The sequence below is a fragment of the Wolbachia endosymbiont (group B) of Longitarsus flavicornis genome, from assembly GCF_964028135.1.
In the GTDB taxonomy this organism is placed as follows: domain Bacteria; phylum Pseudomonadota; class Alphaproteobacteria; order Rickettsiales; family Anaplasmataceae; genus Wolbachia.
Map to the genome: position 1 here is coordinate 1,049,630 of NZ_OZ034758.1, position 23,534 is coordinate 1,073,163.

At 33.7% G+C, this 23,534-nt stretch carries 22 protein-coding genes and 3 pseudogenes; 15 read left to right on the top strand and 10 right to left on the bottom strand.

The window, feature by feature from the left end; all coding sequences use genetic code 11:
- Nucleotides 1-2 precede the first annotated feature (2 nt).
- The gene (locus ABWU45_RS04815) at nucleotides 3-1,229 is read left to right on the top strand and encodes a CCA tRNA nucleotidyltransferase (protein WP_353278023.1); all 1,227 of its coding nucleotides are present in this window, start codon (nucleotides 3-5) and stop codon (nucleotides 1,227-1,229) included.
- On the opposite strand, the gene ABWU45_RS04820 is transcribed toward ABWU45_RS04815, so the two are convergent.
- From ABWU45_RS04820 to ABWU45_RS04840, 5 genes are all read right to left on the bottom strand, one after another.
- A complete protein-coding gene (locus ABWU45_RS04820) occupies nucleotides 1,230-1,853 on the bottom strand; it encodes a hypothetical protein (protein WP_353278025.1) in 624 nt (207 codons plus the stop codon). It lies immediately after the preceding gene.
- A gap of 52 nt (nucleotides 1,854-1,905) precedes the next feature.
- Nucleotides 1,906-2,730, bottom strand: coding sequence for a hypothetical protein (locus ABWU45_RS04825; protein ID WP_353278027.1), 825 nt, complete (start codon nucleotides 2,728-2,730; stop codon nucleotides 1,906-1,908).
- A gap of 374 nt (nucleotides 2,731-3,104) precedes the next feature.
- Entirely contained in the window at nucleotides 3,105-3,638 is a 534-nt protein-coding gene (locus ABWU45_RS04830) for an HK97 family phage prohead protease (protein WP_264683334.1), read from the bottom strand.
- A gap of 361 nt (nucleotides 3,639-3,999) precedes the next feature.
- Nucleotides 4,000-4,128 (bottom strand): hypothetical protein, encoded by a 129-nt coding sequence (locus tag ABWU45_RS04835; protein ID WP_306794333.1) that lies wholly within the window; start codon nucleotides 4,126-4,128, stop codon nucleotides 4,000-4,002.
- A 264-nt stretch (nucleotides 4,129-4,392) separates the two neighbouring features.
- On the bottom strand, nucleotides 4,393-4,692 hold the full coding sequence (locus tag ABWU45_RS04840; protein ID WP_353278029.1) for a hypothetical protein: 300 nt from the start codon (nucleotides 4,690-4,692) through the stop codon (nucleotides 4,393-4,395).
- A 186-nt stretch (nucleotides 4,693-4,878) separates the two neighbouring features.
- Here ABWU45_RS04840 and gap point away from each other — a divergent pair, with 186 nt between their 5' ends.
- From gap to ABWU45_RS04880, 8 genes and pseudogenes are all read left to right on the top strand, one after another.
- Nucleotides 4,879-5,850 (top strand): type I glyceraldehyde-3-phosphate dehydrogenase, encoded by a 972-nt coding sequence (gap, locus tag ABWU45_RS04845; protein ID WP_353278031.1) that lies wholly within the window; start codon nucleotides 4,879-4,881, stop codon nucleotides 5,848-5,850.
- Between the two features lie 3 nt (nucleotides 5,851-5,853).
- The gene (gene tatC, locus ABWU45_RS04850; protein ID WP_264683340.1) at nucleotides 5,854-6,609 is read left to right on the top strand and encodes a twin-arginine translocase subunit TatC; all 756 of its coding nucleotides are present in this window, start codon (nucleotides 5,854-5,856) and stop codon (nucleotides 6,607-6,609) included.
- A 418-nt stretch (nucleotides 6,610-7,027) separates the two neighbouring features.
- Nucleotides 7,028-8,212, top strand: coding sequence for a hypothetical protein (locus ABWU45_RS04855; RefSeq protein ID WP_353278033.1), 1,185 nt, complete (start codon nucleotides 7,028-7,030; stop codon nucleotides 8,210-8,212).
- Between the two features lie 142 nt (nucleotides 8,213-8,354).
- Nucleotides 8,355-8,929, top strand: a pseudogene (locus tag ABWU45_RS04860) (IS6 family transposase).
- Nucleotides 8,930-9,375: 446 nt separating this feature from the next.
- The gene (gene clpB, locus ABWU45_RS04865; RefSeq protein ID WP_353278035.1) at nucleotides 9,376-11,937 is read left to right on the top strand and encodes an ATP-dependent chaperone ClpB; all 2,562 of its coding nucleotides are present in this window, start codon (nucleotides 9,376-9,378) and stop codon (nucleotides 11,935-11,937) included.
- Between the two features lie 27 nt (nucleotides 11,938-11,964).
- A complete protein-coding gene (locus ABWU45_RS04870; RefSeq protein WP_353278037.1) occupies nucleotides 11,965-16,635 on the top strand; it encodes an NAD-glutamate dehydrogenase in 4,671 nt (1,556 codons plus the stop codon).
- Between the two features lie 5 nt (nucleotides 16,636-16,640).
- Nucleotides 16,641-16,931, top strand: coding sequence for a hypothetical protein (locus ABWU45_RS04875; protein WP_264375303.1), 291 nt, complete (start codon nucleotides 16,641-16,643; stop codon nucleotides 16,929-16,931).
- Complete coding sequence (locus ABWU45_RS04880; protein ID WP_353278039.1) at nucleotides 16,903-18,279, top strand: PleD family two-component system response regulator; 1,377 nt, start codon at nucleotides 16,903-16,905, stop codon at nucleotides 18,277-18,279. The genes ABWU45_RS04875 and ABWU45_RS04880 overlap by 29 nt, the downstream gene beginning before the upstream one ends.
- Nucleotides 18,280-18,301: 22 nt before the next feature.
- On the opposite strand, the gene recO is transcribed toward ABWU45_RS04880, so the two are convergent.
- Complete coding sequence (recO, locus tag ABWU45_RS04885) at nucleotides 18,302-19,030, bottom strand: DNA repair protein RecO (protein WP_264683349.1); 729 nt, start codon at nucleotides 19,028-19,030, stop codon at nucleotides 18,302-18,304.
- Nucleotides 19,031-19,163: 133 nt separating this feature from the next.
- Here recO and ABWU45_RS04890 point away from each other — a divergent pair, with 133 nt between their 5' ends.
- Nucleotides 19,164-19,754 carry a hypothetical protein gene (locus ABWU45_RS04890; RefSeq protein ID WP_179943619.1) on the top strand — a complete coding sequence of 197 codons (591 nt, stop codon included), beginning with the start codon at nucleotides 19,164-19,166 and terminating at the stop codon, nucleotides 19,752-19,754.
- 52 nt (nucleotides 19,755-19,806) lie between these two features.
- Here the strand turns inward: ABWU45_RS04890 and ABWU45_RS04895 are convergent, their stop codons facing one another.
- The gene (locus ABWU45_RS04895; RefSeq protein WP_353278041.1) at nucleotides 19,807-20,145 is read right to left on the bottom strand and encodes an outer membrane protein assembly factor BamE; all 339 of its coding nucleotides are present in this window, start codon (nucleotides 20,143-20,145) and stop codon (nucleotides 19,807-19,809) included.
- Between the two features lie 129 nt (nucleotides 20,146-20,274).
- Here ABWU45_RS04895 and ABWU45_RS04900 point away from each other — a divergent pair, with 129 nt between their 5' ends.
- The 3 genes from ABWU45_RS04900 to ABWU45_RS04910 all read left to right on the top strand — a co-directional run bounded on the left by ABWU45_RS04900 (nucleotide 20,275) and on the right by ABWU45_RS04910 (nucleotide 21,909).
- A complete protein-coding gene (locus tag ABWU45_RS04900) occupies nucleotides 20,275-21,264 on the top strand; it encodes a ribonucleotide-diphosphate reductase subunit beta (RefSeq protein ID WP_006013958.1) in 990 nt (329 codons plus the stop codon).
- Between the two features lie 131 nt (nucleotides 21,265-21,395).
- Nucleotides 21,396-21,668 (top strand): ankyrin repeat domain-containing protein, encoded by a 273-nt coding sequence (locus ABWU45_RS04905; RefSeq protein WP_264683355.1) that lies wholly within the window; start codon nucleotides 21,396-21,398, stop codon nucleotides 21,666-21,668.
- A gap of 4 nt (nucleotides 21,669-21,672) precedes the next feature.
- Nucleotides 21,673-21,909 (top strand): hypothetical protein, encoded by a 237-nt coding sequence (locus ABWU45_RS04910; RefSeq protein ID WP_139686560.1) that lies wholly within the window; start codon nucleotides 21,673-21,675, stop codon nucleotides 21,907-21,909.
- Between the two features lie 396 nt (nucleotides 21,910-22,305).
- Here the strand turns inward: ABWU45_RS04910 and ABWU45_RS04915 are convergent, their stop codons facing one another.
- Nucleotides 22,306-22,545, bottom strand: coding sequence for a type II toxin-antitoxin system RelE family toxin (locus ABWU45_RS04915; protein WP_353279086.1), 240 nt, complete (start codon nucleotides 22,543-22,545; stop codon nucleotides 22,306-22,308).
- Here ABWU45_RS04915 and ABWU45_RS04920 point away from each other — a divergent pair.
- A complete protein-coding gene (locus ABWU45_RS04920) occupies nucleotides 22,473-22,892 on the top strand; it encodes a hypothetical protein (protein ID WP_353279112.1) in 420 nt (139 codons plus the stop codon). The genes ABWU45_RS04915 and ABWU45_RS04920 overlap by 73 nt on opposite strands.
- On the opposite strand, the pseudogene ABWU45_RS04925 reads toward ABWU45_RS04920, so the two are convergent.
- A pseudogene (locus ABWU45_RS04925) lies at nucleotides 22,855-22,950 on the bottom strand (transposase); the annotation flags it as partial. The gene ABWU45_RS04920 and the pseudogene ABWU45_RS04925 overlap by 38 nt on opposite strands.
- A gap of 101 nt (nucleotides 22,951-23,051) precedes the next feature.
- Here ABWU45_RS04925 and ABWU45_RS04930 point away from each other — a divergent pair.
- Nucleotides 23,052-23,321 (top strand): annotated as a pseudogene (locus ABWU45_RS04930) (IS4 family transposase); the annotation flags it as partial.
- Nucleotides 23,322-23,342: 21 nt separating this feature from the next.
- Here ABWU45_RS04930 and ABWU45_RS04935 read toward each other — a convergent pair.
- Entirely contained in the window at nucleotides 23,343-23,525 is a 183-nt protein-coding gene (locus tag ABWU45_RS04935; RefSeq protein WP_353278044.1) for a type II toxin-antitoxin system RelE family toxin, read from the bottom strand.
- Nucleotides 23,526-23,534 lie beyond the last annotated feature (9 nt).

Genomic DNA, 23,534 nt, shown 5'->3' on the forward strand with positions numbered 1-23,534 from the left:
AAATGCAAATTGATCACGAAACTAGTGTAATTATTGAGGCCATAGAGAAATTTGGTGGTGAGGCAAGACTTGTTGGTGGATGTGTGAGAGATTCAATTTTGCAGCGTGAAATTCACGACATTGATCTTGCTACTAATCTGCTGCCTAATCAAGCAGTTAAAGCGTTAAAACTCCGTAATATAAAAACTATTCCAACTGGCTTAAAACATGGAACTATTACTGCGATTTTAAATAAAAGATCCTTTGAGATTACAACGCTAAGGCATGATGTAAAGTGTGACGGTAGACATGCGAAGGTAGAATTTACTAATGATTGGCAAGCTGATGCTTCAAGGCGCGACTTTACGTTTAATGCTCTTTATGCAGACAAATATGGCCATATATACGACTACTTTGGTGGCATTCAGGACTTAAAAGCACGAAAGTTAAACTTTATAGGTAACGCTGAAGATAGGATTAAGGAAGACTATCTACGTATTTTAAGAGCGTTTCGTTTTCATGCTAAAATATGCATAGGAGATTTAAGTGATGAAATATTGGATGTGTGCAAAAAGCATTCGCACATGATTCAAAACCTCTCTGGAGAGAGAATAAGAGAAGAAATATTTAAACTCTTGGAATGCAATGATCCTGCTCCAACACTTAAGAGCATGCAAAAATCTGATGTTTTACAAAAAATTATTCCAAAAGAAGTAAAATGCGAAATTTTATCTTCACCACTTCTTATCAACACTAAACCTCCTACAAAACCCTCAGCGTATGTCTATACGCCTTTCCTAGATCCCACAATCGATGCACTAACAAAATTAGCGCTGCTTCTTAGGACTGCTGAAGATAGGCTTAATCTTGGAGAATATGTAAGCAAACTTCTACGTCTTTCAAATAAGCAAAAGAAAAAAATATTATTTTTATTATCAAACAATATCAAAACAGAGCTTTCAGAAAAAGAGCAAAAGAAATACATATCTTTATTTGGTAAGGAATTATATTGTGACTTAATGAAGATTTGTGGTATTGAGTCTGGAATAAATGTTGATGAGTATATTTCATTTGCTAAGATGTTTAACATTCCAAAATTTCCTTTATCTGGTGATGATTTTATAACTATAGGTCATCAACCAGGGAAAAGTTTAGGTAGAAACTTGGAATTGCTACGACAACATTGGGAAGACAGCTCCTACACTTTAACAAAGGAGGAGCTAATACTTTATGCTAAGAGCCTACTCTAGTTATCTAGCTAATCCCTGAATGTTTGATGTAGCAGTGTGACTCATGGAAGAATTAGGTGTTAATGGGAGTGTTAATTTGTATTCTTCTTTAGCTTTCTCTGTTAATTGGTATTCATTGTTTTCTTCTGAAGTTTGAACGCACATTTTCTCATCTGGGCATAAAAATTTATCTCTTATACTTGATGCTAGTTCTTGAACCTTACCTGAAAAACAATTCATTCTACCTTTTATTAACTCCTCCGAAACAATTTCTTGGAGATTGCTATTATCTTTGCTATGAAAGTTGTTCAAGACAGAATCTGTGATTGCTGTAGCAACTTTTTCATCCCACTCTAACTCTTTCATGCATTTTTTAATAGGAAGTAACAGCTTCTTCTCTTTTAACACGCCATCAAATAACTCCTTATCTACATTTCTAATATCAAAACATTTTTTTTTGACAACTCCTTTAACTTTAGCTTCTATGATCTTACTTGCTGATCTTGTCAAATTACTTTCTAATAATTCAAGTAACTTATTGCTTTCAAATTTACCATCACTTTGATTTGATAGAGATTGTATAGTTTTCTTAAGCACTATATGGCAAAAGTGTTTTCCTTCAAGTTCAGGAAAACTTTTTTTCAACTCTCTATTTTTATGAGATAAAAATTCCTTGAGCTTCTTATTACTGAAAAGATCATAAGAACCATTTGAAAAGCTTGACTTCATAGAATGAAAAAGTGTTTTTTTTTGTAGTAGATGCTATACTAATTGCATCTACCTCTTTAGTTTTTTTATCCATATCTTCTAGCCTTTTACTAGCGCCTTCCAGCTTATTTAACTTTTGTTGTCCACCTTCAGCTATTGAACTTTCAATCTGTTGATTTTTTAATGTCAAATTTTCATTAAATGTTTTTGTACTATCCGTAATAGATAATACTGCAACACTTTTCGCTTTTTCTTGTTCTGCACTCAGATGTTCAACTTGTTCTTGCAACTTTTTATTCTCCCCTTGTGAAAACTCTAATTTTTTCTCTAAATCGGCCTTTTGTTTTTCTATTTCAACACTATTTTTTTCTAATATCTGTAATTTTTCTTTCAATTCTTTAACTTCACCTTCTAATTCTTTTTTCTCTGTTTCAGTAGCATTTAGTTTACTACTTGAATCTTTTAATTCATCTTTTTCTTTCTCTAATTGTTGTTTAAGATTCTCTACTTCAGCATCTTTTCCCTTAGCTTGTTCTTTCAATTCATTAATTTCACTTTCTAAATCTTGTTTCTTTTTTTCAATGGTATTTAGATTAGTCTTTTCTTGCTCTAATTGTTGCTGAGTACTTTCCAATTCTCTTGTAAGGTCCTCTACTTCAGTATTTTTTTTCTTAGCTTGTTCTAATTCTGCCTGTTTCTCCTCAAGTTGACTTTCTAATTGCTTTATTTGAGTATCAGATTCTTTTTTTAACTTACTAACTTTACTCTCAAGTTCTGTGTTTTGCGCTCGTAGGCTTTCATTTTCTTTCTTCACAGTTTCATTTATTTTTTCCTCTTCTAATGATTTTACTTGTTCTGTAAGTTCGTTTTCTCTGTCAGAATTGAAAAGATTATCAGTATGCACTCCATTAACCACAATAACTTGATTGTGGTGTAGGATATTCTCTGCCCATTTATTCCATCTCCCTGGCAATATTCGTCCGATTGTTTTTAGATATAGCCAAGCAAGCACAGTGGATAAGCTATATTTTTTTTCCTTTTGTTTAATACTAGGTTCGTAATTAACCTTATTGTTAGCATTTAGCATAAAATTACCTAATTTTTAAAGTATTGAAGTTATATATATCAATATAATTATTAAATAAATAATAATATAAATGTTAAATTGTGTGAAAATTTTTATAGATTTTAAGTAGAAATACACATGTTCGTAAGCACAGAATTTGCTTTTTCTATTGCTCTTGCTAACATTTCTTGTTCATTGTGCTGATTTTTCACGTTGATTACCTGAGCTGACAAATTTGCAGGGAAAGTGACTAAACTAACTTCCCATAGCTCCACTTGTTTTAACACTCGAGCTCCGCTTTCATGATCAACATCATACTCTATCGGTATATAGCCAATCGAAAGCCCGTTAATAGTTCCAGTTTTTAGCATTAAATATGCTTCCTCTGCTTTTTGAATACCAAAAAGCAAATGTGCAGTTATATATAGGCCAACATCATTTTCGCAAATATCTGTAATATTACCTATAGGCTCACTTGGGTTGTGCTGCCAAAGAAGTTTTATCTGACTTTTATTTAAGTTGTTCTTAAATGCTCCGGGTAATATCAGATCATTTTGCTTATCAACTATATTAAAAACGCTCGCATAGCCAGAAAATACTCCGTTTTCTTCTATGCTTTTTATTGATAATGGTGAATAGAGAAATTTCTTATTCATAAGTCCTCCTTGTAAATTATGGTATTGGGTTTGCCAGCGCTCTGAGCCAGCTTAAAATGTTGTATAGATTGTTTTCCTATATCTCAGGATGAGTATAAGGCACTACAATATAATTCTATTGTATGCAGTGCTTTGAAAATGGGGAAGTACTTTTTTAGTTATAAAATTTGTCATTTTATATACATAAGGGTAGGGTTTGTTGCACATTGGGTTGTTCAACAGCAGCGTTTTCCAGATTTGTAGAAACAGCTTCATTTGTAGAATTTTTCCTAGAAGGAAGCCAAATCCCAAAGAAACAGCGGCTATAAAACCATTCATTAATGACTCTGTCCATGTTTCTCCCTCGTATTCTTGATAGATTTTAGAATATATCATTATTGGCTTCATTCGGGTTTAAATTTCTTTCCAACTCTTCTGATGTTTTCTCTTCAGCATCTTGGGATTTTGTTGATGAACTTTTCTGTAAGTTTTCTAATTCTTGTGCGTCCATCAACACCTCACTATTAAAGCTTAAGTGTGAATAATACAGCACTATAATTGTTTAGTCAAGGTAAATATTAGTATATTAAGTAAATATTTACTATATTAATATGATTGATTAAATTCACAACTAATTGTTTGGGGAAATAAAAAGATTGTGTTTTGTAGGTGATTTGCGTAGCGGAAGGTGTTACCCCAGTTCTACAACACCCGGGGTAACGATAAAGAAGGAAGTAGGGAAAGTTATATGTAATAGTTTGAAACTATTACAAGTTTATATGCTCTGTCCTTGAATATTTGGTTGTTCAGTAGTAGTACTTTCCAAATTTTGTAAAGATTTAAATTCTTCTTGCATATCAAGTATGTCTTCTATTACTTGCTGATCCTCATCTCTTTCTTCTAATTGAAATGCTGCTGCCTCTTGAGGTGCTTCTAGCAGTTTTTTTAATATTTCTGTGCGCAGTTTCTCTGTTATTGATTTCCACTGTAGCATTACTAGCATTTCATTTTGCAGCACTGACATTTTCTGTAATGTTTTCACTTCTTCTGACAGTCCTTTATTTTCTTTTTGCACTGATTATCTGAATTTGTCATTGGTAATCCATGCATAACCTACTCCGAGTTAAAATTTAGATATTATTAATTAAGTGATACAGTTTCTTTAGTCAATCAATATATTATAACATTAGGATTAACAACTAAAAGAATAGAATGAAATATTAGGCAATATTTCCTATAATTAAACTTTTAAGATGGAAAAATGACAATTCGTGTAGGAATTAATGGTCTTGGTAGAATAGGCAGAAGTGTATTGCGTGCTATTTTTGAAGTAGAAAACTATAGCGAGCAAATAGAAGTTGTGGCGGTAAATGGGTCGCTCAGTGCTGAGCAGCATGCACATTTGATTAAATATGACTCTGTTCATGGCAAATTTAACGGCGATATTGATTTTAACGAGTCTGAAAATTGGCTATCTATAAATGGCAGGAAATTTTCTTTATATAGAGAACGTAGCCCTGAAAATATTCCTTGGAATGTTGATGTAGTGCTTGAATGCACTGGTGCATTCAACAAGCGTGCGGAAGCAGCAAAGCATAATGCAGAGAGAGTAATTGTCTCTGCTCCAGTTTCAGATGCTGATGTAACTGTAGTTTACGGCGTAAATAACGATATGCTAAAAAAGGAGCATAAAGTGATCTCAGCAGGTTCTTGTACTACAAACTGCCTGGCTCCGATTGTACACGTTTTACACTCCAATTTAGGTATAAAAAGCGGTTTTATGACCACTATACATGCCTATACGAATGATCAAAATATTCTTGATGGCAACCATAGAGACTTACGTAGGGCAAGAGCTTGTGGCCTTTCTATGATGCCAACTACAACTGGAGCAGCAAAAACAATTGGTTCTGTCATTCCTCAGTTAAAGGGTAAGCTAGATGGTACTGCTATTAGAGTTCCGGTTAGCAACGTTTCTATGGTTGATTTTAAATTTACGACTGATAAGAAGGTAACAGCTGGAGAAATAAATGAAATGTTTAAGAATTCAGCAAATCATGTGCTTTCCGTATGTAACGAGCCTTTAGTTTCAATAGACTTTGTCCATAACCCTTATAGTGCAATTGTGGATTTAGCTGGTACATATGTCACAGGTGATATCTGTAGAGTTGCAGCGTGGTACGATAATGAATGGGCTTTTTCACTGAGAATGTTAGATATAGCTTTATTGTAAAGTATGAACGAAAACTCACAAAAATATGCTTCATTTTATGAGCACTTTGCGGAACTTAGAAAAAGGGTTATTTTTTGCTTTCTATTTTTTTGTGTTACCTTCGGGTTTTGTTACTACTTTAAAGAAAATATATACCGCTTTTTACTTGCACCTTTAATAGAAGTTACAAAAGATAGCAATGATTTTTCTCTAATCTATACAGACTTAACAGAAGCGTTTTTTGTATATCTCAGGGTTGCAATAATGAGTGCACTGTTGTTTTCTTTTCCTGTGTTTGCATGGCAATTCTATATGTTTCTAGCACCTGGCTTATATAAAAGAGAAAGGGCAGTGTTATTGCCATACTTAATTGCAACACCGGTTTTGTTTGTAACGGGAGCCGCTGTAGTTTACTACTACATATTTCCCCTAGCCTGGAAATTTTTTATTGCTTTTGAACATAGCGGTAAATCTTTCGGTATACCAATAGAGTTTATGCCATCAGTTAGTGAATATTTAGACCTTGTTCTTCAATTCATGTTTGCGTTTGGTACTGCATTTCAAATTCCAGTCATACTAACCTTAATGGTGAGAGTAGGGCTAATCACTGCACAAAGTTTGTCAAATAAACGCAGAATTGCGATAGTGGTAATTTTCATTATTGCTGCAATCTTAACTCCACCTGATGTACTAAGCCAAGTAGGGCTTGCAATTCCAATGCTAGTATTATATGAGCTGTCTATTCTGATATGTAGATACATTGAAAAGAAAGCAAAGTAGATGAATACTTGAGCTTCTCTTCTTTCTTGTTTAAGTGTTTGTGATACTTAGTTAAATTCTTGGTTTTATTATTTAAATATATCATAATTAAAGTAATTTTTAATAGGAGAGTTTGATATGCCAAGCTATGAAGAGTTAAACGAAACACAACAAGGATCATATGATAAGTTACAGACTTCGATAAAAGAAGGTGAGAATATTATCGAGAAGCTACTTGTATGAGACTGTGTTATATAGCGAAACTAGATTTCACTTTTACACACCTAGATAAGGGGTACCAGCGGACACTAGAATGACAAAATCGTTATTCTGCTACGCATTATCGCCGTATGACTATAGCTATATATGAATTAAAAAAGTAGTATTCACTAGATCTTAATATTTTAGATCTATATTTTAGTAAAATATTACAATTAGTATGAATGATCCATTTAAAAGTGAGGATTATAAAAAAAATCTTGATTCTCTGATCAAAGCTATAAATCTAGGAAATCCAGAGAAACAATGTTATAAAGCAGTAACAGATCTGTCTCATGCTTTAGAGGATTTTACAGATAAGGCAGAAGATGTAGCTAAGCTTGTTATACGTGATGACTTGAATAATTGTGTAAAGAAGGCAAATAAAAAGCCATTAATTTTTAGGATATTCAATAGAATATTAGGAAGAGATGTTTCGATTAGGAATATAAGTAATTTTATAAAAGATAAATTGCCTCCTTCAACTGCTAGAACAGCAATCGAATATACAGATGTTATTCAAAAAATTTCAGATTTAGAGCGAATAGAAAGAAGTCAAGATAAATATAGGTCATATGGAATAAATTTAGAAAATAGACAGCAAAAGAAAAATCTCTTATATGAGCGAGAAGATTCAGGTTATGGAGGTTCATTAAACGAAGATCCTGAGTATGAAGAAATATCAAATTATCAAGAGGAAAAAAGTAAATCTTTAACAAAAGATTTGCGTAATCTACAATCAATTAAAGAGGAGCCGATTTATGCAACAATCTCTAAAGAACATATAGAAGCAAAAAGAGAACATAGGAAGAAACAACAACTTCAATCTCTTGCACCACCAAAACCACCAAGAGTACCACCAGTACCAGAGAAAATGTTTACTGCCAATCAAAAAATTAGACAAGAACCGAAAAAAGATAAACCTGCAGTACCACCAAAGCCTAAAGATTTAGGCGAAAAAGTAAGCACAGAGCAAAAAATAGTAGTGGAAAAATCAGCTGAGAGTAACCCTATACTACCACTAAAATCTGAAAATCAAGATGGTAAAGAATCAGCAAAAAAAGCTGATGGACCAAAAGTACTAGTAGTTGCTATGAAAAAAGAAGTGACTCGCGAGAGTAGTAAAGTAAAGTCATTAAAAGAAAGATTTGAGCGAAATCAAGTAAAGAACGTGTTGCCTGCTGAAAACAAAACTACTTCAGTAACACAAACGGATATCAGTGTGAAGAGAAAACAATCTTGTTCATTTCCAGTAGGGAATAAAAAATCTTCGATCAACCATCTTGCCAGCAAAAATTTACCTTCCACGAATGTAAGTGTAAAAGAAATGGTTGCACGAATTGAAAAGAGAAAAGATGGAAGATAGTAATATTTTGGTATTTCCCTACTCATGAAAATTAGCTCTTATCATAACATTTTTACAGCCATAAGAGGAAGTTTTTCGGTTCTGTCGCATTTGTAGGGAAGTAGAAAGAAGAATGATATAATTGTCTAAAAAAAAAGCAAAGATGTTTCGTATCAATCAAAAATTGTTGCCATATTTCAAAGGATTTAGCTTTTCAGAGGATGTTATCTGTATACATGAAATGTCGATTCTCTTTGAGCTATCGAGATTTGGAAGAAATGATGAGTATAAGGGGAGCAAAATGCTACGTTACAAAGGTGGGTTATCACGACTGATAGATGAGGCAGTAAGGAAAAGAAAGAAGCAGGTTGGTAGTAGTTGGAGAGACTTACATTAAATTAAACGGTAAATGGGTTTATTTATATACTGTAGACTTGTGTGTTAGTAGAGACAAGTCTGCAGCACTTGCATTCTTTCGTAAAGCCTTCAGGAGTAACTATCTTCCTGAGAAAATTGTAATTGATAAAAGCGGCAGTAATACTGCTGCTCTTGATGATTTGAATGCAGAAATTTCTGAAGATTACAGTTCTTCAAATAAAATATCTAAATAATATTGTTGATAGATTTATCAAAAAACTAATAAAGCCAATGCTTGGGTTTAAAAGCTTCCATTCCGCAAAGATTACCATCATAGGCATAGAAAATATTCGTATGATTAAAAAAAAGACAAATTATTAAAATAATGTTTCTACTTTTGAGAATTTTGCTATGTTAATGGCTTCATAACTCCTATAATCCCAACTTTAATGATCTTCTTTCCTATGGTTTATAGATGCGACAGAACCTAAAATATACCCTGTATTCCAGGTTTGATTATGTCTGGAACAAGCCTAACGCCATTCTTTATTTCTTGTACTATAGAAATTGTTGTTAAGTTCTTTATGTTAAAATCATTGATATCCATTGCTCTTTTATAAAAAAAATCAAGCTATATGCTTTATATCTTAACATTAATTTAGTTTTAAAACAAATTAATATTTTAATATAAGTTTTCTCTTTTGTAGAGAATCTGCTTTTTCTTTTTTTGTATGAACTTAGAAAATTTTTATTGATAAATGACTTTAAGTTTAAAATTGAGAAAGTAGTTGTTATATATACCAGCAAGTATGAGTTAAATTTGTATTATGGACTTGAATAAATTTACCGAAAAAGCAAAAAGCCTAATCCAGAGCGCTCAAATGAAAGCATTGGGAGCTGGGCATCAGATTTTTATGCCTGAACATTTACTTAAAGTAATGCTTGAAGATGAGTCAGGTTTAGTTCAGGATTTGATAGGCGCTTGTGGTGGAAATGTTCAGAATATTTCTGATGCTGTGAGTAGTGCAATTAAAAAGTTTCCAGTGGTTGGAGGACCAGGTAGTGGTGGGCTTCAGCTTTCAAGAGAGGTAGCAAAAGTTTTTGATGATTCAATTGGTATTGCGAGGAGAAATAAAGACACATTTGTTACTGTTGAGCGGTTACTGCAGGGCCTTGCTGCACAAAAAGATGAGATTGTAGGTAAAATTTTAGCAGAAGGTGGTGTAACACCGCAAAAATTAAATTCAGTTATTGCAGAAATGAGAAAAGGTGGCAGTGCAGACTCTCCAAATAGCGAGGAAAAATTAAATGCGGCAAAGAGGTATACAAAAGATATTACAGAGCTTGCTATGCAAGGTAAGCTTGATCCTGTAATTGGTCGTGATGAGGAAATCAGAAGAACTATGCAGGTATCGTTGAGGCGAACAAAAAATAATCCAGTACTGATAGGTGAACCTGGTGTTGGAAAAACTGCAATAGTTGAAGGTTTAGCAAACAGAATTGTTGCAAATGATGTACCACTTGGTTTGCGTGATGCAAAAGTTTTAGCTTTGGATCTTGGTGCATTAATTGCTGGAACAAAATTTAGAGGGGAGTTTGAAGAGAGACTAAAAGCAGTGATTAATGAGATTTCAAAAGCAGAGGGAAAAGTTATTTTGTTTATAGATGAGCTTCATACTTTAGTGGGAGCAGGAGCGACAAGTGGTGCGATGGATGCTTCAAATTTGCTCAAGCCTGCTCTTGCGCGTGGAGAAATTCGCTGTATAGGGGCTACAACTTTGGATGAGTATCGTCAACATATAGAGAAAGACCCTGCGCTTGCAAGGCGTTTTCAGCCTGTGTTTATTTCTCAACCGACTGAGACTGATACTATTTCAATACTGAGGGGTTTGAAGGAGAGGTATGAGGTGCACCATGGTATTAGAATCACAGATGGTGCAATAATCGCTGCTGCAACGCTTTCTAATAGATATATAACAGATAGGTTTTTACCTGATAAAGCGATCGATTTAATTGATGAAGCAGCAAGTAGGGTTAGAATTGAAATGGACAGCAAGCCTGAGGTTGTTGATGAGCTTGAAAGAAAGATTATACAGCTGAAAATTGAGTCAGAGGCTTTGAAAAAAGAAAGTGATGAAAACTCTAAGCAACGTTTAAAAAAGATAAATGAGGAAATTGAGAGTCTAAACAGTAAATTTGCTGACTTAAGCAGTAAATGGCAGATGGAAAAGAATAAGATAGCTAAAATACAAGAAACAGCTGAAAAATTGGATAACTCGAGAAAAGAGTTGGAACTGGCTCAGCGTAATGGAAATTTAGGAAGGGCAGGGGAGTTGATGTATGGTGTGATTCCTCAACTTGAAAATGAGTTAAAAAATCAGGAAAAAGTTACTGATAGTTTCCTAAAGAAAGAAGTTACTGAGAGTGATATTGCAAATATTGTTTCAAAATGGACAGGCATTCCAGTTGATAACATGATGCATAGTGAAAAGGAAAAGCTCCTTAACATGGAAAATGAAATAGGAAAAAGAGTAATAGGGCAGAGAGATGCAATTAAAGCGATAAGTAATGCAGTAAGGCGCTCCCGTTCTGGTGTTCAGGATACTAATCGACCTTTTGGTTCATTTTTATTCTTAGGTCCAACCGGAGTTGGAAAAACAGAGTTAGCAAAATCTCTTGCCGAATTTTTGTTTGATGATCAATCAGCACTTCTACGCTTTGATATGTCAGAGTATATGGAAAAACACTCCGTTTCAAAGTTAATTGGTGCGCCTCCAGGATATGTTGGTTATGAACAAGGTGGCAGATTAACCGAAGCAGTAAGGAGAAGACCATATCAGGTAATTTTGTTTGATGAGATAGAAAAGGCAAATCCAGATATATTTAATATACTACTGCAGATTTTGGATGAAGGTAGACTAACCGATAGCCATGGCAAATTAATTGATTTTCGTAATACCATACTAATTTTAACTTCTAACCTTGGAGCTGAGATGATGCTAAGAGGAGCTACCGAATCTGTGAAAGATGAGGTGATGAAAATAGTTAAGTCAGCATTTCGTCCAGAATTTTTAAATAGACTGGATGAAATTATTATATTCCACAGCTTAACCAAAGATGACATTGATAAAATTATAGATGTTCAATTCTCTTATTTACAAAAGATGCTTGCTAAGCGTAAACTGAGTATTAGTTTATCGCAAGAAGCTAAAGAACTAATAGCACAAACTGGATATGACCCTGAATATGGAGCGCGGCCTCTGAAAAGGGTAATACAAGAATGCATTCAAAATAATCTAGCTAAGTTAGTTTTATCGGGGGAAATAGTAGAAGGAGATGAGCTAATAGTGTATACTTCTGGTAACGAAATCTTAGTTAAAAAGATCTAGATTCGCTGTGTATTTTTGTTTTGAAAAATGTGTATAAATCATAATGTTAATGTTGAGTCTTTATTTAAGCTAGTTGATCAAGGGAATAAAAAAGAGAAAGAAAAAATTAAAGAGTTTATACAGTACTTTTATAATTTTGTTTATAATAGTGACCTAAAAGTCAACGATAAATTTCTTTTATACATTGCAGAAGATGCATACAACTTCATTCTTAAAAAAGAAAAAGAAGAAAGTAAATTGGCAGTAAGTAATGTAAATGATATTTCAGGAATAGAAGGCAATTTCACTATAATTAAAATCACAAATTATGACATGCCCTTTTTAGTGGATTCTGTCATTTCCACTATTAAGTCAAACGGTTTAACTATATGCTATTATAGTAACAGCATAATTAATGTTCAAAGAAAAAATAGCCTAATAGATAAAATTCATCTTTTGGAAGAAAGTAATGGAATCAAAGAGTCAGTAATATATGTAATTATTAAAGGCATAAGCGGTAGCTTTGTTGATACACTAGAAGAATCTCTACGAAAGACGCTAAAAGCAGTTAACTGCGTTGTAAAGGACTGGCAATTGATGCTCAAGAAGCTTCTTGAGCATCCGGCATTGGATGCTGGAGGCAGAGATTTTCTAGCTTGGTTGAAAAATAACAATTTTGTATTTTTAGGTTATCAAGAATACATTACTAATAAAGAAGGGAAGCTTGCTCTAAGTGGTAAGGAGAGCCTCGGGTTAATGAGAGCAAGTGAAGAGTACCAAAATTCATCAATTTCTTCTGAAAGCTTGAATTCTTTATACATACTAAGATCAGACCTAATCTCAATAGTTCATCGGCGTACCTATATGAATTGTATAGGAGTGAAAGAATTTAATGATCAGGGTGATGTAATAAGGGAACAGCATTTTTTTGGGCTATTTACTTCTATAGCAGAAGTGCAAGATATTCGAACTATTCCGGTAATAAAGGATAAGGTTACAACAATAGAAAAAAAGGCAGGATTTGTTCCTGGTGGCCATAACAATAAAGCTTTAATTTCCATTTTACAGGCATTTTCTTGTGACGAATTATTCCAATCAAATGAAGACGAGTTATTTGAAATTTGCACCTCGATCATGTCTCTTGCAATTAGACCAAGAGTCAAATTATTTTTGAGAAAGGTAGGGAACTTTATTAGTTGCATAGTATTGATACCGATGCGTTATGCTAGTGCAAGACTAATGTTTAAGATACGCGATATATTGAAAGATGAAACGAATGCAGAAAGTTCAGATATTTACAACAACCACATCATCAATGAATATGATTTGATGAAATTACACGTGGTGCTAAGAACCAAAAGCTCTAGCGTTTTTGATGATGAAGTTTTGCGTATCGAAAACAAATTAGGAAACATTACAGAAAAGTGGGAAGATCGTTTTATAGACAATTTATATAATACTTTTAGCACTGTTGAGGATATATTTATCCGCTATTGCAAGGCATTTCCGATAAGTTATCAAGAGAATTTTGAACCTCATGATGCGTATTATGATATGAAAAAATTGGAGATAGTGAGAAAGAAAAAAGTCAGCGAAGTTGATTTGAGGCTTACTCGTGACAATCTCAACTATCAATTGAAGGTTTACACTCCAAGCAACGGAGGCCTTGAATTGTCAAAGATATTAAAGGTTACTAAGAATTTAGGAGCTAAGATTCTATCTCATAATGGTTATTATATAGAAATCAACGGTGGAATATGGATACATCATTTTGTGTTGTCAAGAGTCGATGAATTAATAGACAACATTACTTTAAAAGAGCAGTTTGAGATAACACTTGTCAAAGTGTTCAGCAAGGAAATAAAAAATGACTATTTTAACAGTTTGATCATTATTGCTGGGCTCGAGTGGAAGGAAGTGCTTCTGATTAGAGCGCTAAGCGCCTACCTAAAGCAGACATCATTTAACTATAACCCAGAATATATACAAAAAATAGTATCAGAATATCCAAAAGTAGTAAAGTATTTAATAGAATTGTTTCATGCAAGACTTGATCCTGAAATAGATATCGACAGGGTAGAAACTACTAGCATTTTGACAGAAAAAATCGAGGAGCTTCTAAAGGAAATCAGCAATGCTTCACATGATTATGTTTTACGTTCGATATTTAATTTGATGATGGCCATTTTGAGGACCAGTTATTATCAGGATGATAAACCTTACTTATCTATAAAATTTGATTCAAGTAAGATAAATGATTTACCTGATCCGCGTCCATATCGTGAATTGTATGTTTATTCAAACCTTTTTGAAGGAATACATCTAAGAGGAGGGAAATTGGCCCGTGGCGGCTTGAGATGGTCAGATAGGACGGAAGATTTTCGCACTGAAGTTTTGGGCCTCATGAAAGCCCAGATGACAAAAAATGCAGTTATTGTACCTGTTGGTGCAAAAGGTGGGTTTGTAATAAAGCCAGTTTATAAAGACAAAAACACTTTAAGGGAGAAAGGTGTTGAATGCTACAAGAATTTCATTAGAGGAATGCTTGATATTACTGATAATGTAGTTGATGGCAAAATAATTCCACCAGAGAATGTAATTAGGTATGACGAAGATGATCCATATTTGGTAGTTGCGGCAGATAAAGGCACTGCTTCATTTTCTGATTATGCTAACCAAATAGCTTATGAATGTAATTTTTGGCTTGGAGATGCATTTGCATCTGGTGGATCAGCAGGTTATGACCACAAAAAAATGGGTATTACAGCAAGAGGTGCATGGATTGCAGCAGAGCGGCATTTTTGGAGAATGAATAAGGATATTTACCAAGATGCAACTGTTATTGGAATTGGAGATATGGCTGGCGATCTGTTTGGAAACGGTATGCTGCTTTCAAAAAATATGCGCTTGATTGGTGCATTTAACCATATGCATATTTTTGTTGATCCAAACCCTGACGCAGAAAAAAGTTTCGCAGAGCGTAAACGCCTCTTTGAATTACCGTTTTCCACTTGGATGGATTACAATAAAGATTTGATTTCTTATGGTGGTGGGGTATTTGAGCGTAGCAGCAAGCAAGTAGACATTTCTCAAGAAATGAAAAAGTGCTTTGATATAGTGGAAGATATCTTATCTCCAAATGATTTGATTCGGTATCTGCTCAAGGCAAAAGTGGACTTCATATGGAATGGAGGAATTGGCACATTTGTTAAGGCAAAGAGTGAAAGCCATGGCATGGTTGGTGATAAAGCAAACGATGAGTTAAGAGTGAATGGTGAGGATATTAGAGCTTCTATGTTTATAGAGGGTGGCAATCTTGGTTGCACGCAGCTTGGAAGGGTAGAGTATGCTAAGAGAGGTGGGTACATCAATGCAGATTTTGTTGATAATTCAGCAGGAGTAATATGTTCCGATCTTGAAGTTAACATCAAGATTGCTTTTGTTGCAATTATGAAAGAAGGGGGAATTTCCTTGGAAAAAAGGAATGAAATACTGGCTAGCATGATAGATGAAGTTGCATCTAAGGTACTTGAAAACCATAACAGGATTGAAACAAAAGCATTGCTTCTTGAGTGCTTGCAAGCTAAAGAAAAGTTGGAGCAGCACCATAAATTATTACTCAGTTTAGAGAAATTTTGGCTGCTAAACCGAGATGTAGAATTTCTTCCAGCTGAAGAAGAGGTAGCAAGAATGTTAACTGATGGAGAAGGTTTCTGTTCTCCTCAGCTTTCTGTTCTGATATCTTATGCAAGAACAGCAATAAAAAATGAAGTTATACACTCTGAGCTACCTGAAAAAGATTTTTTGTGCCGTGATTACTTACTAAATTACTTTCCACAAAGGATGGTAACAGAGTTCAAGGATTCCATATTGAAACACCAACTTTGTAGGGAAATTATTTCTACTTGCATTACAAACGATGTAGTAAATAGGATGGGCTGTATATTTATTAATAATTTGGTTGAGAGTACTGGAATTAAAGTACATGAAGCAGTTAACATATATATCGTTGTTAATCACCTATATAATTTAAGTAGCCTTTGGCAGAAAATTGATGAATTGGATGGAAAAATTGATGTTGATTCATATTTGCAAGTAGTGAGAAGTGTGCAAAAATTTATTGGTAGGGTATCATTTTGGTTAGTAAAAAATCTTGGTAAGCTTAATCTTGTAGAACTAGATGGTGTTACAAAATTTAGGGGTGCAATTGAAACTTTAGGCCATGATATTTTAGATGAGCACCTATTAGAGGTCTATAATCATGGATTAGCTTCTTTGTTAGAGCTTAACATAAATAAAGATCTAGCAAAAAGGGTTGCTGATCTACGTATTCTTATTTATGCGCTGGACGTTATATCTGTTGCTGAGCAGACATCTTTGTCCATCCTTGAGGCTGGTAGAATATACTTTGAATTAAAGTCGCTGCTAAGATTTGATATGATTAGAACAGTTGCTGGCAAGATGAAAAGCCATTCTTCCTATTGGGATCGCAGCTTAATTAATGATTTATTAGATGATTTAAGCAATTATCAACATAAGCTAGCTGTTAAAGTTATAAAAGCTACTGATAATCATGTAGACAAGGTTCAAACTTGGGCTATTAATGATAAGGATTATATAGAGCGCTACAATAGCTTTTTAGATGAGATGGTCGCTTATAAACTTGATTTAAGTAAATTAATACTCATAATCAGAAGAGTTAAAATACTTGCTTCATAGGAAAAATGTTTAATATAGGTCTGTCAGAAGTTTTAGTTGTAGCTTTAGTGAGTATAATTGTTCTTGATAAAAGTAAAGTACCTGTATTTCTTAATCTTATTAAAAATATATATAGGTATTTCTGGGTTGTAAAATCAAGAGTTAGGAAATTGTTGAAGGATACCGGAATTAAAGAATTATATGAAGAGCATAACGTTGAAAAAGTCAATTACATAATTGGTGAAGATGGCAAGCTTTATCCTACTTACAATTTAGATAGTACAAAAAATGACAGCAAAAATCCTAGTAGTAGATGATATACCATCTAATGTTAAGCTTTTGGAGGCTCAGCTAAAAGCAGAGTACTATACAGTTATTGTAGCTTATGATGGCGAGGAGGCGATAGATTTAGTAGCGGAACAGCAGCCAGATATTATCTTACTTGATGTCATGATGCCAAAAATGAGTGGTTTTGAGGTTTGTAAGAAGCTAAAGAATGATCCCTTAACGACTTATATTCCAATAATTATGGTAACTGCGCTGCATGACACTCATGATAGGGTGGAAGGAATTAATGCTGGTGCGGATGACTTTCTAACTAAGCCGATAGATGAAACTGCTTTATCTGCAAGAATTAAGTCTCTTGTGCGCTTAAAGATGATAATAGATGAGTTGTGCTTGAGAGGAGAAACTAATGCTGAGATTGGTGGAGTAGCAGAAAGCAGTATTATGGATTATTCTAATCAGATTTTTGATGCTAACATACTTGTTGTAGATGAGGACACCTTTCAAGCAGAGCAGATACACAATGTTTTAAAGCAACGCTTCAGATCAATTAAAATACTGCACGATCCAAAAGAAGCATTAAAGATTGGTATTAAGGATAATTACGACCTGATTATTTCTGACATGCAGTTTTCAAAAACTGACGGCCTACGGTTGTGTTCTAAGTTTCGTAGTAAAGTAGAAACACGTTATACACCAATTCTGATCCTTTCTGAAGATTATGATAAAAGCAATTTAGTAAAGGCACTTGATGTAGGTGCTAATGATTATTTAACAGTACCTTTAGATGAGAGTGAATTAATAGCTAGGGTTAATTTGCAAGTGAAACGCAAAAGGTATCAAGATGCCTTGAGAATGAATTTATTTAATAATGTGGAAATGTCTATAAAGGATCCATTAACTAACTGTTATAATAGAAGATATTTTGATGCACACTTAAGAAATATTGTTAAGGATTCTGTGGAAAAAGATAGAAGTTTATCTCTTATGATACTTGATATAGATTATTTTAAGATGGTGAATGATAACTTTGGGCATAATGCTGGAGATGAATTTTTAAAGGAAATACAGAAAAGAATTTCTGAAAATATCAGAGTGACAGATTTATTAGCTAGGTTTGGTGGTGAGGAATTTGTTGTTGTAATGCCAGATACCAATGTATCAGATGCGTATACTATTGCAGAGAGAATAAGGAAAATTATTGCCAAAGAACCTTTTATACTTGTGGATAAAAATACAACCCATAATGTAACTGTGAGCATTGGAATTTCAGCAATGCAAAGATCTGACCTTGATGATGTTAAAAAATTTATAGTACGTGCTGACAAATATTTATATAAAGCAAAAAACAGTGGTAGAAATAGAGTGGTTACTGGTTGAAGTTCTTTTAAATAAGTAGTAACTAAGATTCAAATGATAGCATAAAATTTCTCAACTCCGGAAATTTCGCATTTAACTGCAGAAATAGATATTTATTTAAAAAATACCCTGTAATTTTTAACCCTAGTCTGAATTCTTGATATGAGTAGCTATTTTGTAGGTTGTTATTGTATACATCATGCAACATCTGTGGAAAAGGTAGTAATTTATCTGCATAACAGTCACCTACTTTTTTTGACACTGCTCTACCAGTTTTTGGAGAAATAAATTGTAGATTTTCTTTCACACCTGTTACAGAACATTTTGATAGGTCTAACTTAAATCCAAGTTGCGTAAGAAGCAGAAGCTCTAAGTTAAGGTAATGACTTTGCCAAAACTGGCTATTGTGTTTTATTACATCGATGAAGTGTCTAAAATTATCATACAACTTGATGCAGGATTCACTTTCTGGAAGCACTTTTTCTAATATAGACGAGAAAGAAACAATAGCAATGCTTTTTAACCTATCTTGAAAGAAATGATGAAATGGAGATTCAATCAATTCGCACTTTAAAAAACCTAGATTTTCAGGTAGCTTAGCACTCCATTCTGCATGTAATAGATTACTTATTTGAAACTTATAATTGCTATTGTTTGTTAACCTAGTTAATCCTCTGCACTTTCCATGATTTTTTGTAAATAGAGAAAGAATTAAATTTTTATCACCGTATTTTTTAACAGCTATAATAACACCTTCATCTTTCCATCTCATTTAGAGTATATTGATCATATGATATTATAGAGATAATAAAATTAGTGTAGCAAATTTTAGTTTAAGTCAACTGAAATATATTGACTTTATGTGCAATATTAGCTTTAAACCAGTAAAACAAGCTGCTTAACATATGCGCCCTCTCTATTTTAATTATATTCTTCTTTTGTCTCTATGTTGTTTTTTGCTTTTTTCAATGAAAGCCCAAACGAATGATTCATCAGTTATTCCTATACCACAAAGAAAAAAAGAATTAGTTGAGTTAGTACAACCGAGGCAAATTATTGAAATACAGGAAATTGATGAGGGTATTCCAATTCCCAAAAGAAAAAAGGGTGTAGAAAGAAAACTAAGAGAAGACATCAAAGAGGTGAAAAATGAAATAAGAGATAAGAAAAATATTGAGAACAAAGATGATGAATTGGCTGTAACAGAAATTATTAATTCTATAAGGGATAAACTGACAGAGTGTTGGAGCATTCCTGAGGGCATAGTTTATAAAGAAAATTTTAGTATAAAAATTAACTTATTATTATCCAGTAAAGGCGAGATCGTTGTAGCCAACGTAGCAGATAGTAGTTCTTATCAAAATAATCCTCTTTTTAGATCAGCAGCAGATAATGCAATGCGTGCAGTGTATAAATGTAGCCCGTTAATTGGCTTACCTGCTGAGCATCATCACATTTGGCGCGAAGTCACGTTAGATTTTATTCTAAATAGGTGAATTTACGTTACCTAAATTAGTTACTTGTGATGAAAAATAGATCAGCAAATTTTCAATCAACAACAGCTAAAGACCTTTCTGCAACGTTGATTTCTCTTATATCTGTAACTTCGTCATTCTGATTAAACGAAATTTGCAGAGACTTACTACTGTACTTCCTTTTTCCCAAGAAGTTAGCTTGTTTAATTTTATATGAGACATAGTACCAAACATTTTCGTCGAACTTTGATACTAATGTTGGCAATCCTAAAGTATGAACCACTTTTTCTCTACCATCACCTACTTTTATTTTGCTCCACAGTTCAACATTAATGCCAGGAACTCCGTGATTATAGATAGTGTGCATGCAGCCTACTGAAAACAGTAAAACAGTAAATATTAATACTCGCATTTTGTCAATTAGTTATTTGAAATCATAATACACTGATAAACTATCTGTCGTCAAATTTCAAAAAAGTTAAATTGACTGATTCTCAATATCATTTAATATAATATTTACTTCAAAATAATTAGGTACCTTATGTCATTGCTAGAAGCAGATCCAATATACAAGCCTTTTAATTATCCTTGGGCATATGATGCATGGTTGCAGCAACAAAGGATACACTGGATACCTGAAGAAGTTCCGCTTGCTGATGATGTGAAAGATTGGAAAACTAAACTTTCTAATGTAGAGAAAAATTTATTGACCCAGATTTTTAGGTTTTTTACTCAAGCAGATATTGAAGTAAATAATTGCTATATGAGGCATTATTCAAATATATTTAAGCCAACAGAAATATGTATGATGCTTGCAAGCTTTTCCAATATGGAGACTATACACATTGCAGCCTATTCATACCTTCTAGATACGATTGGCATGCCAGAAAGTGAATATCAAGCATTCTTAAAATATGATGCTATGAGAAAGAAGTATGAATACATGTTAGAATTTGAGGAAAGTAAAAAGCACGATAAAAAACATGTTGCTAAAACTTTAGCAGTATTTGGTGCCTTCACTGAAGGATTGCAGTTATTTGCATCATTTGCAATTTTGCTCAATTTTCAACGGTTTGGAAAAATGAAAGGTATGGGGCAAATAATTGCTTGGTCAGCACGTGACGAAACCTTGCACACCAATTCAATTATCAATTTGTTCAATACGTTTATTAAAGAGAATAATGAAATTTGGAATGACGAGTTCAAAGAAGAATTATATTCTGCATGTCGCACTATTGTTGAACTTGAAGATGAATTTATAAGTCTTGCTTTTGATTTAGGAGATGTTGAAGGGCTATCTGCAGAGGAAGTGCGCAATTATATACGTTACATAGCAAACAGAAGGTTAACGCAATTAGGTCTTAAATCTATATATAATGTTAAAGATAACCCTATTCCGTGGCTTGATGAAATACTAAATGGCGTGGAACATACAAATTTCTTTGAAAATAGAGTAACAGAGTATAGCCGTGCAGCAACTCAAGGCACTTGGGAGGAAGCTTTTGCTAAAAACGATACAAAAAGTGAATAGCAGTAACTTCACCCTTTTTTATCGTTTCAACGGAAGCTTGCGATACATATCAAAGGTGGAAGGAGGAAGAATTTGATATAAATCATCTATTTAGCTTAGAGAAAAGAGAGTATAGATATAAAGTTACATTATTGCATGTAATAGTTGGAGATTTTGATTGCTTAGAGGAGGAGAAGAAGAAGTTAATACGATATCTATTAGACAAAGGTGCTAATGTTAATGCACGAGATTCTTTTGGAAAAACTCCTTTGCACAATAGTCATGACAAAGAGGTAACACAAATTTTACTAGATGCAGGTGCTAATCTTTTTATAAAGGATCATTATGGAATGACTGCAAGAAAACATGCCCGTGATGAATCAAAGCAGCTTTTAAAAAAGGCAGAAGATAAATACAAGCAATAAAGCAATGAAATTTGGTGCTATTGTTGGTATTACGGCTGGAGTGGGAGTTGGTAATGGACTTTTTGCTGCTGCTGGTCTTTCATTACTAATATCGGCTTTTATTGGCGCAGCTGTTGCTATAGCAATAGGGTTTGTTGTTTTTGGTATTACATATGCAATGTCAAAGCAGGTTCCTAGTGAGAAGCTAGATAGCGTTGATGCAGAACAAAAAGCTAGTACAGCGGCAAGTATGGTAGTGTAGTTAAGTAAAAAAAGGAAGAAGAGACTTCTTCCTCTTTTCTCCAAATTTTTTATATATAATTGATAATAAAAAAACTGTGAATAACTCTGAAAAATTAGGTCAATTTAGACATTTTTGAAAGAAAAGAAACAACCATTAAGGTAGCACCTCCTTCCTGATCCATTCTTCACCTAAAACCGGAGGCTCCTCAAACTCAAGATCTTGTTTTCGTCGCCTCTCCCAATGAGTTATATTATATATAAATAATATAATATAATATAACTTATAGTGGGGGGTACCCAAAAAAATAGTTATTTTTGAGCTGAGCAAAGCCGCCTAAGGTGAAGAATGGATCAGGAAGAAGGGCTGTATAATAATATATTTATAATTTACTTACGTAACTTAACGAAACAGGAATTATTGAAAAACATAGTTCTTAAGTACCTTCAAAGCTTTCTCGTAAATGGTGTCTCTATGTCCTATTGTAACGATAGTTACTTCATGTTTTGTAGTGTCTGCACAATACATAATACGATAATCCCCAACTCTTAGTCTTCTAAAAGAGCCCCACAACTCTTCGTAATGTGTATCACAAAGATTCAAAAGGAAATGTCGTACCAGCACCAAATCCTCTGCAACTTGATGAAAATGGTGCATTGCCCCACAAACTCTACTATTTCGTTGACGTAGACGACCCCGAAGATCGTTATATCGCGGAGCTAAAGTGCTGTTACGGCAATGCTGCAGCTGCTGAAATTGTTTTTGACAACCTTCCATATTTTCAGGAGCCGCAGAAAGCTAATCCAATTAGTGCCGTCATATCTGATAATTTGTTCATCGATGGGCAGTTTAATATTGGTCTCCAAATTGATGATCGAGGGCATGGACCTGGGTATGTTTTACCCAAAAACGCCGTAAAGCCCCATCCTTTAGGGCGGGGATATAAGGCGAAAAGCCTAAAGGGCTTTATTCAGGCGTTGCCTGCTGTTCAATGTATTGTTTGATGACTGAAAGTGGGGCACCTCCACAACTTGAGGCGAAATAACTAGGACTCCACAGAACCACTGCCATTAAGTTAAGGAAAAGTGATGAACTGTATTATAAAATCAGGTAAGATTCACAAATTAAAAGAAGTAATGACATGAGTAAAAAAAAGAATAATCATGTTTATAAAAAATAAATTGATGAGTTTAAACTTTATAAACGCACACAGAGCATCCTCAAAAGACTTCTCACGAAAAAGAAAGCTGCCCTTCGTTAATGTATTTCTCCTGATTTTTAGAAAGAGTGTAAAGTCATTACAAGTGATGCTTAATGAGTTTGTTCTGCATACAAGAAAAGATTATACAATTACGGCAAGTGCATTTACTCAAGCAAGAAAGAAGCTAAAACATACTGCGTTTTCAGAGTTAAATGATGATATAGTTTCCTTACGTAACTTAACGAAACAGAAATTATTGAAAAACATAGTTCTTAAGTACTTTCAAAGCTTTCTCGTAAATGGTGTCTCTATGTCCTATTGTAATAATAGTTACTTCATGTTTTTTGGTGTCTGCACAATACATGATACGATAGTCACCAACCCTTAGTCTTCTGAACCCTTTAAAGCTATGGTATAAAGGCTCACCAAGATTCACTGGATCGAC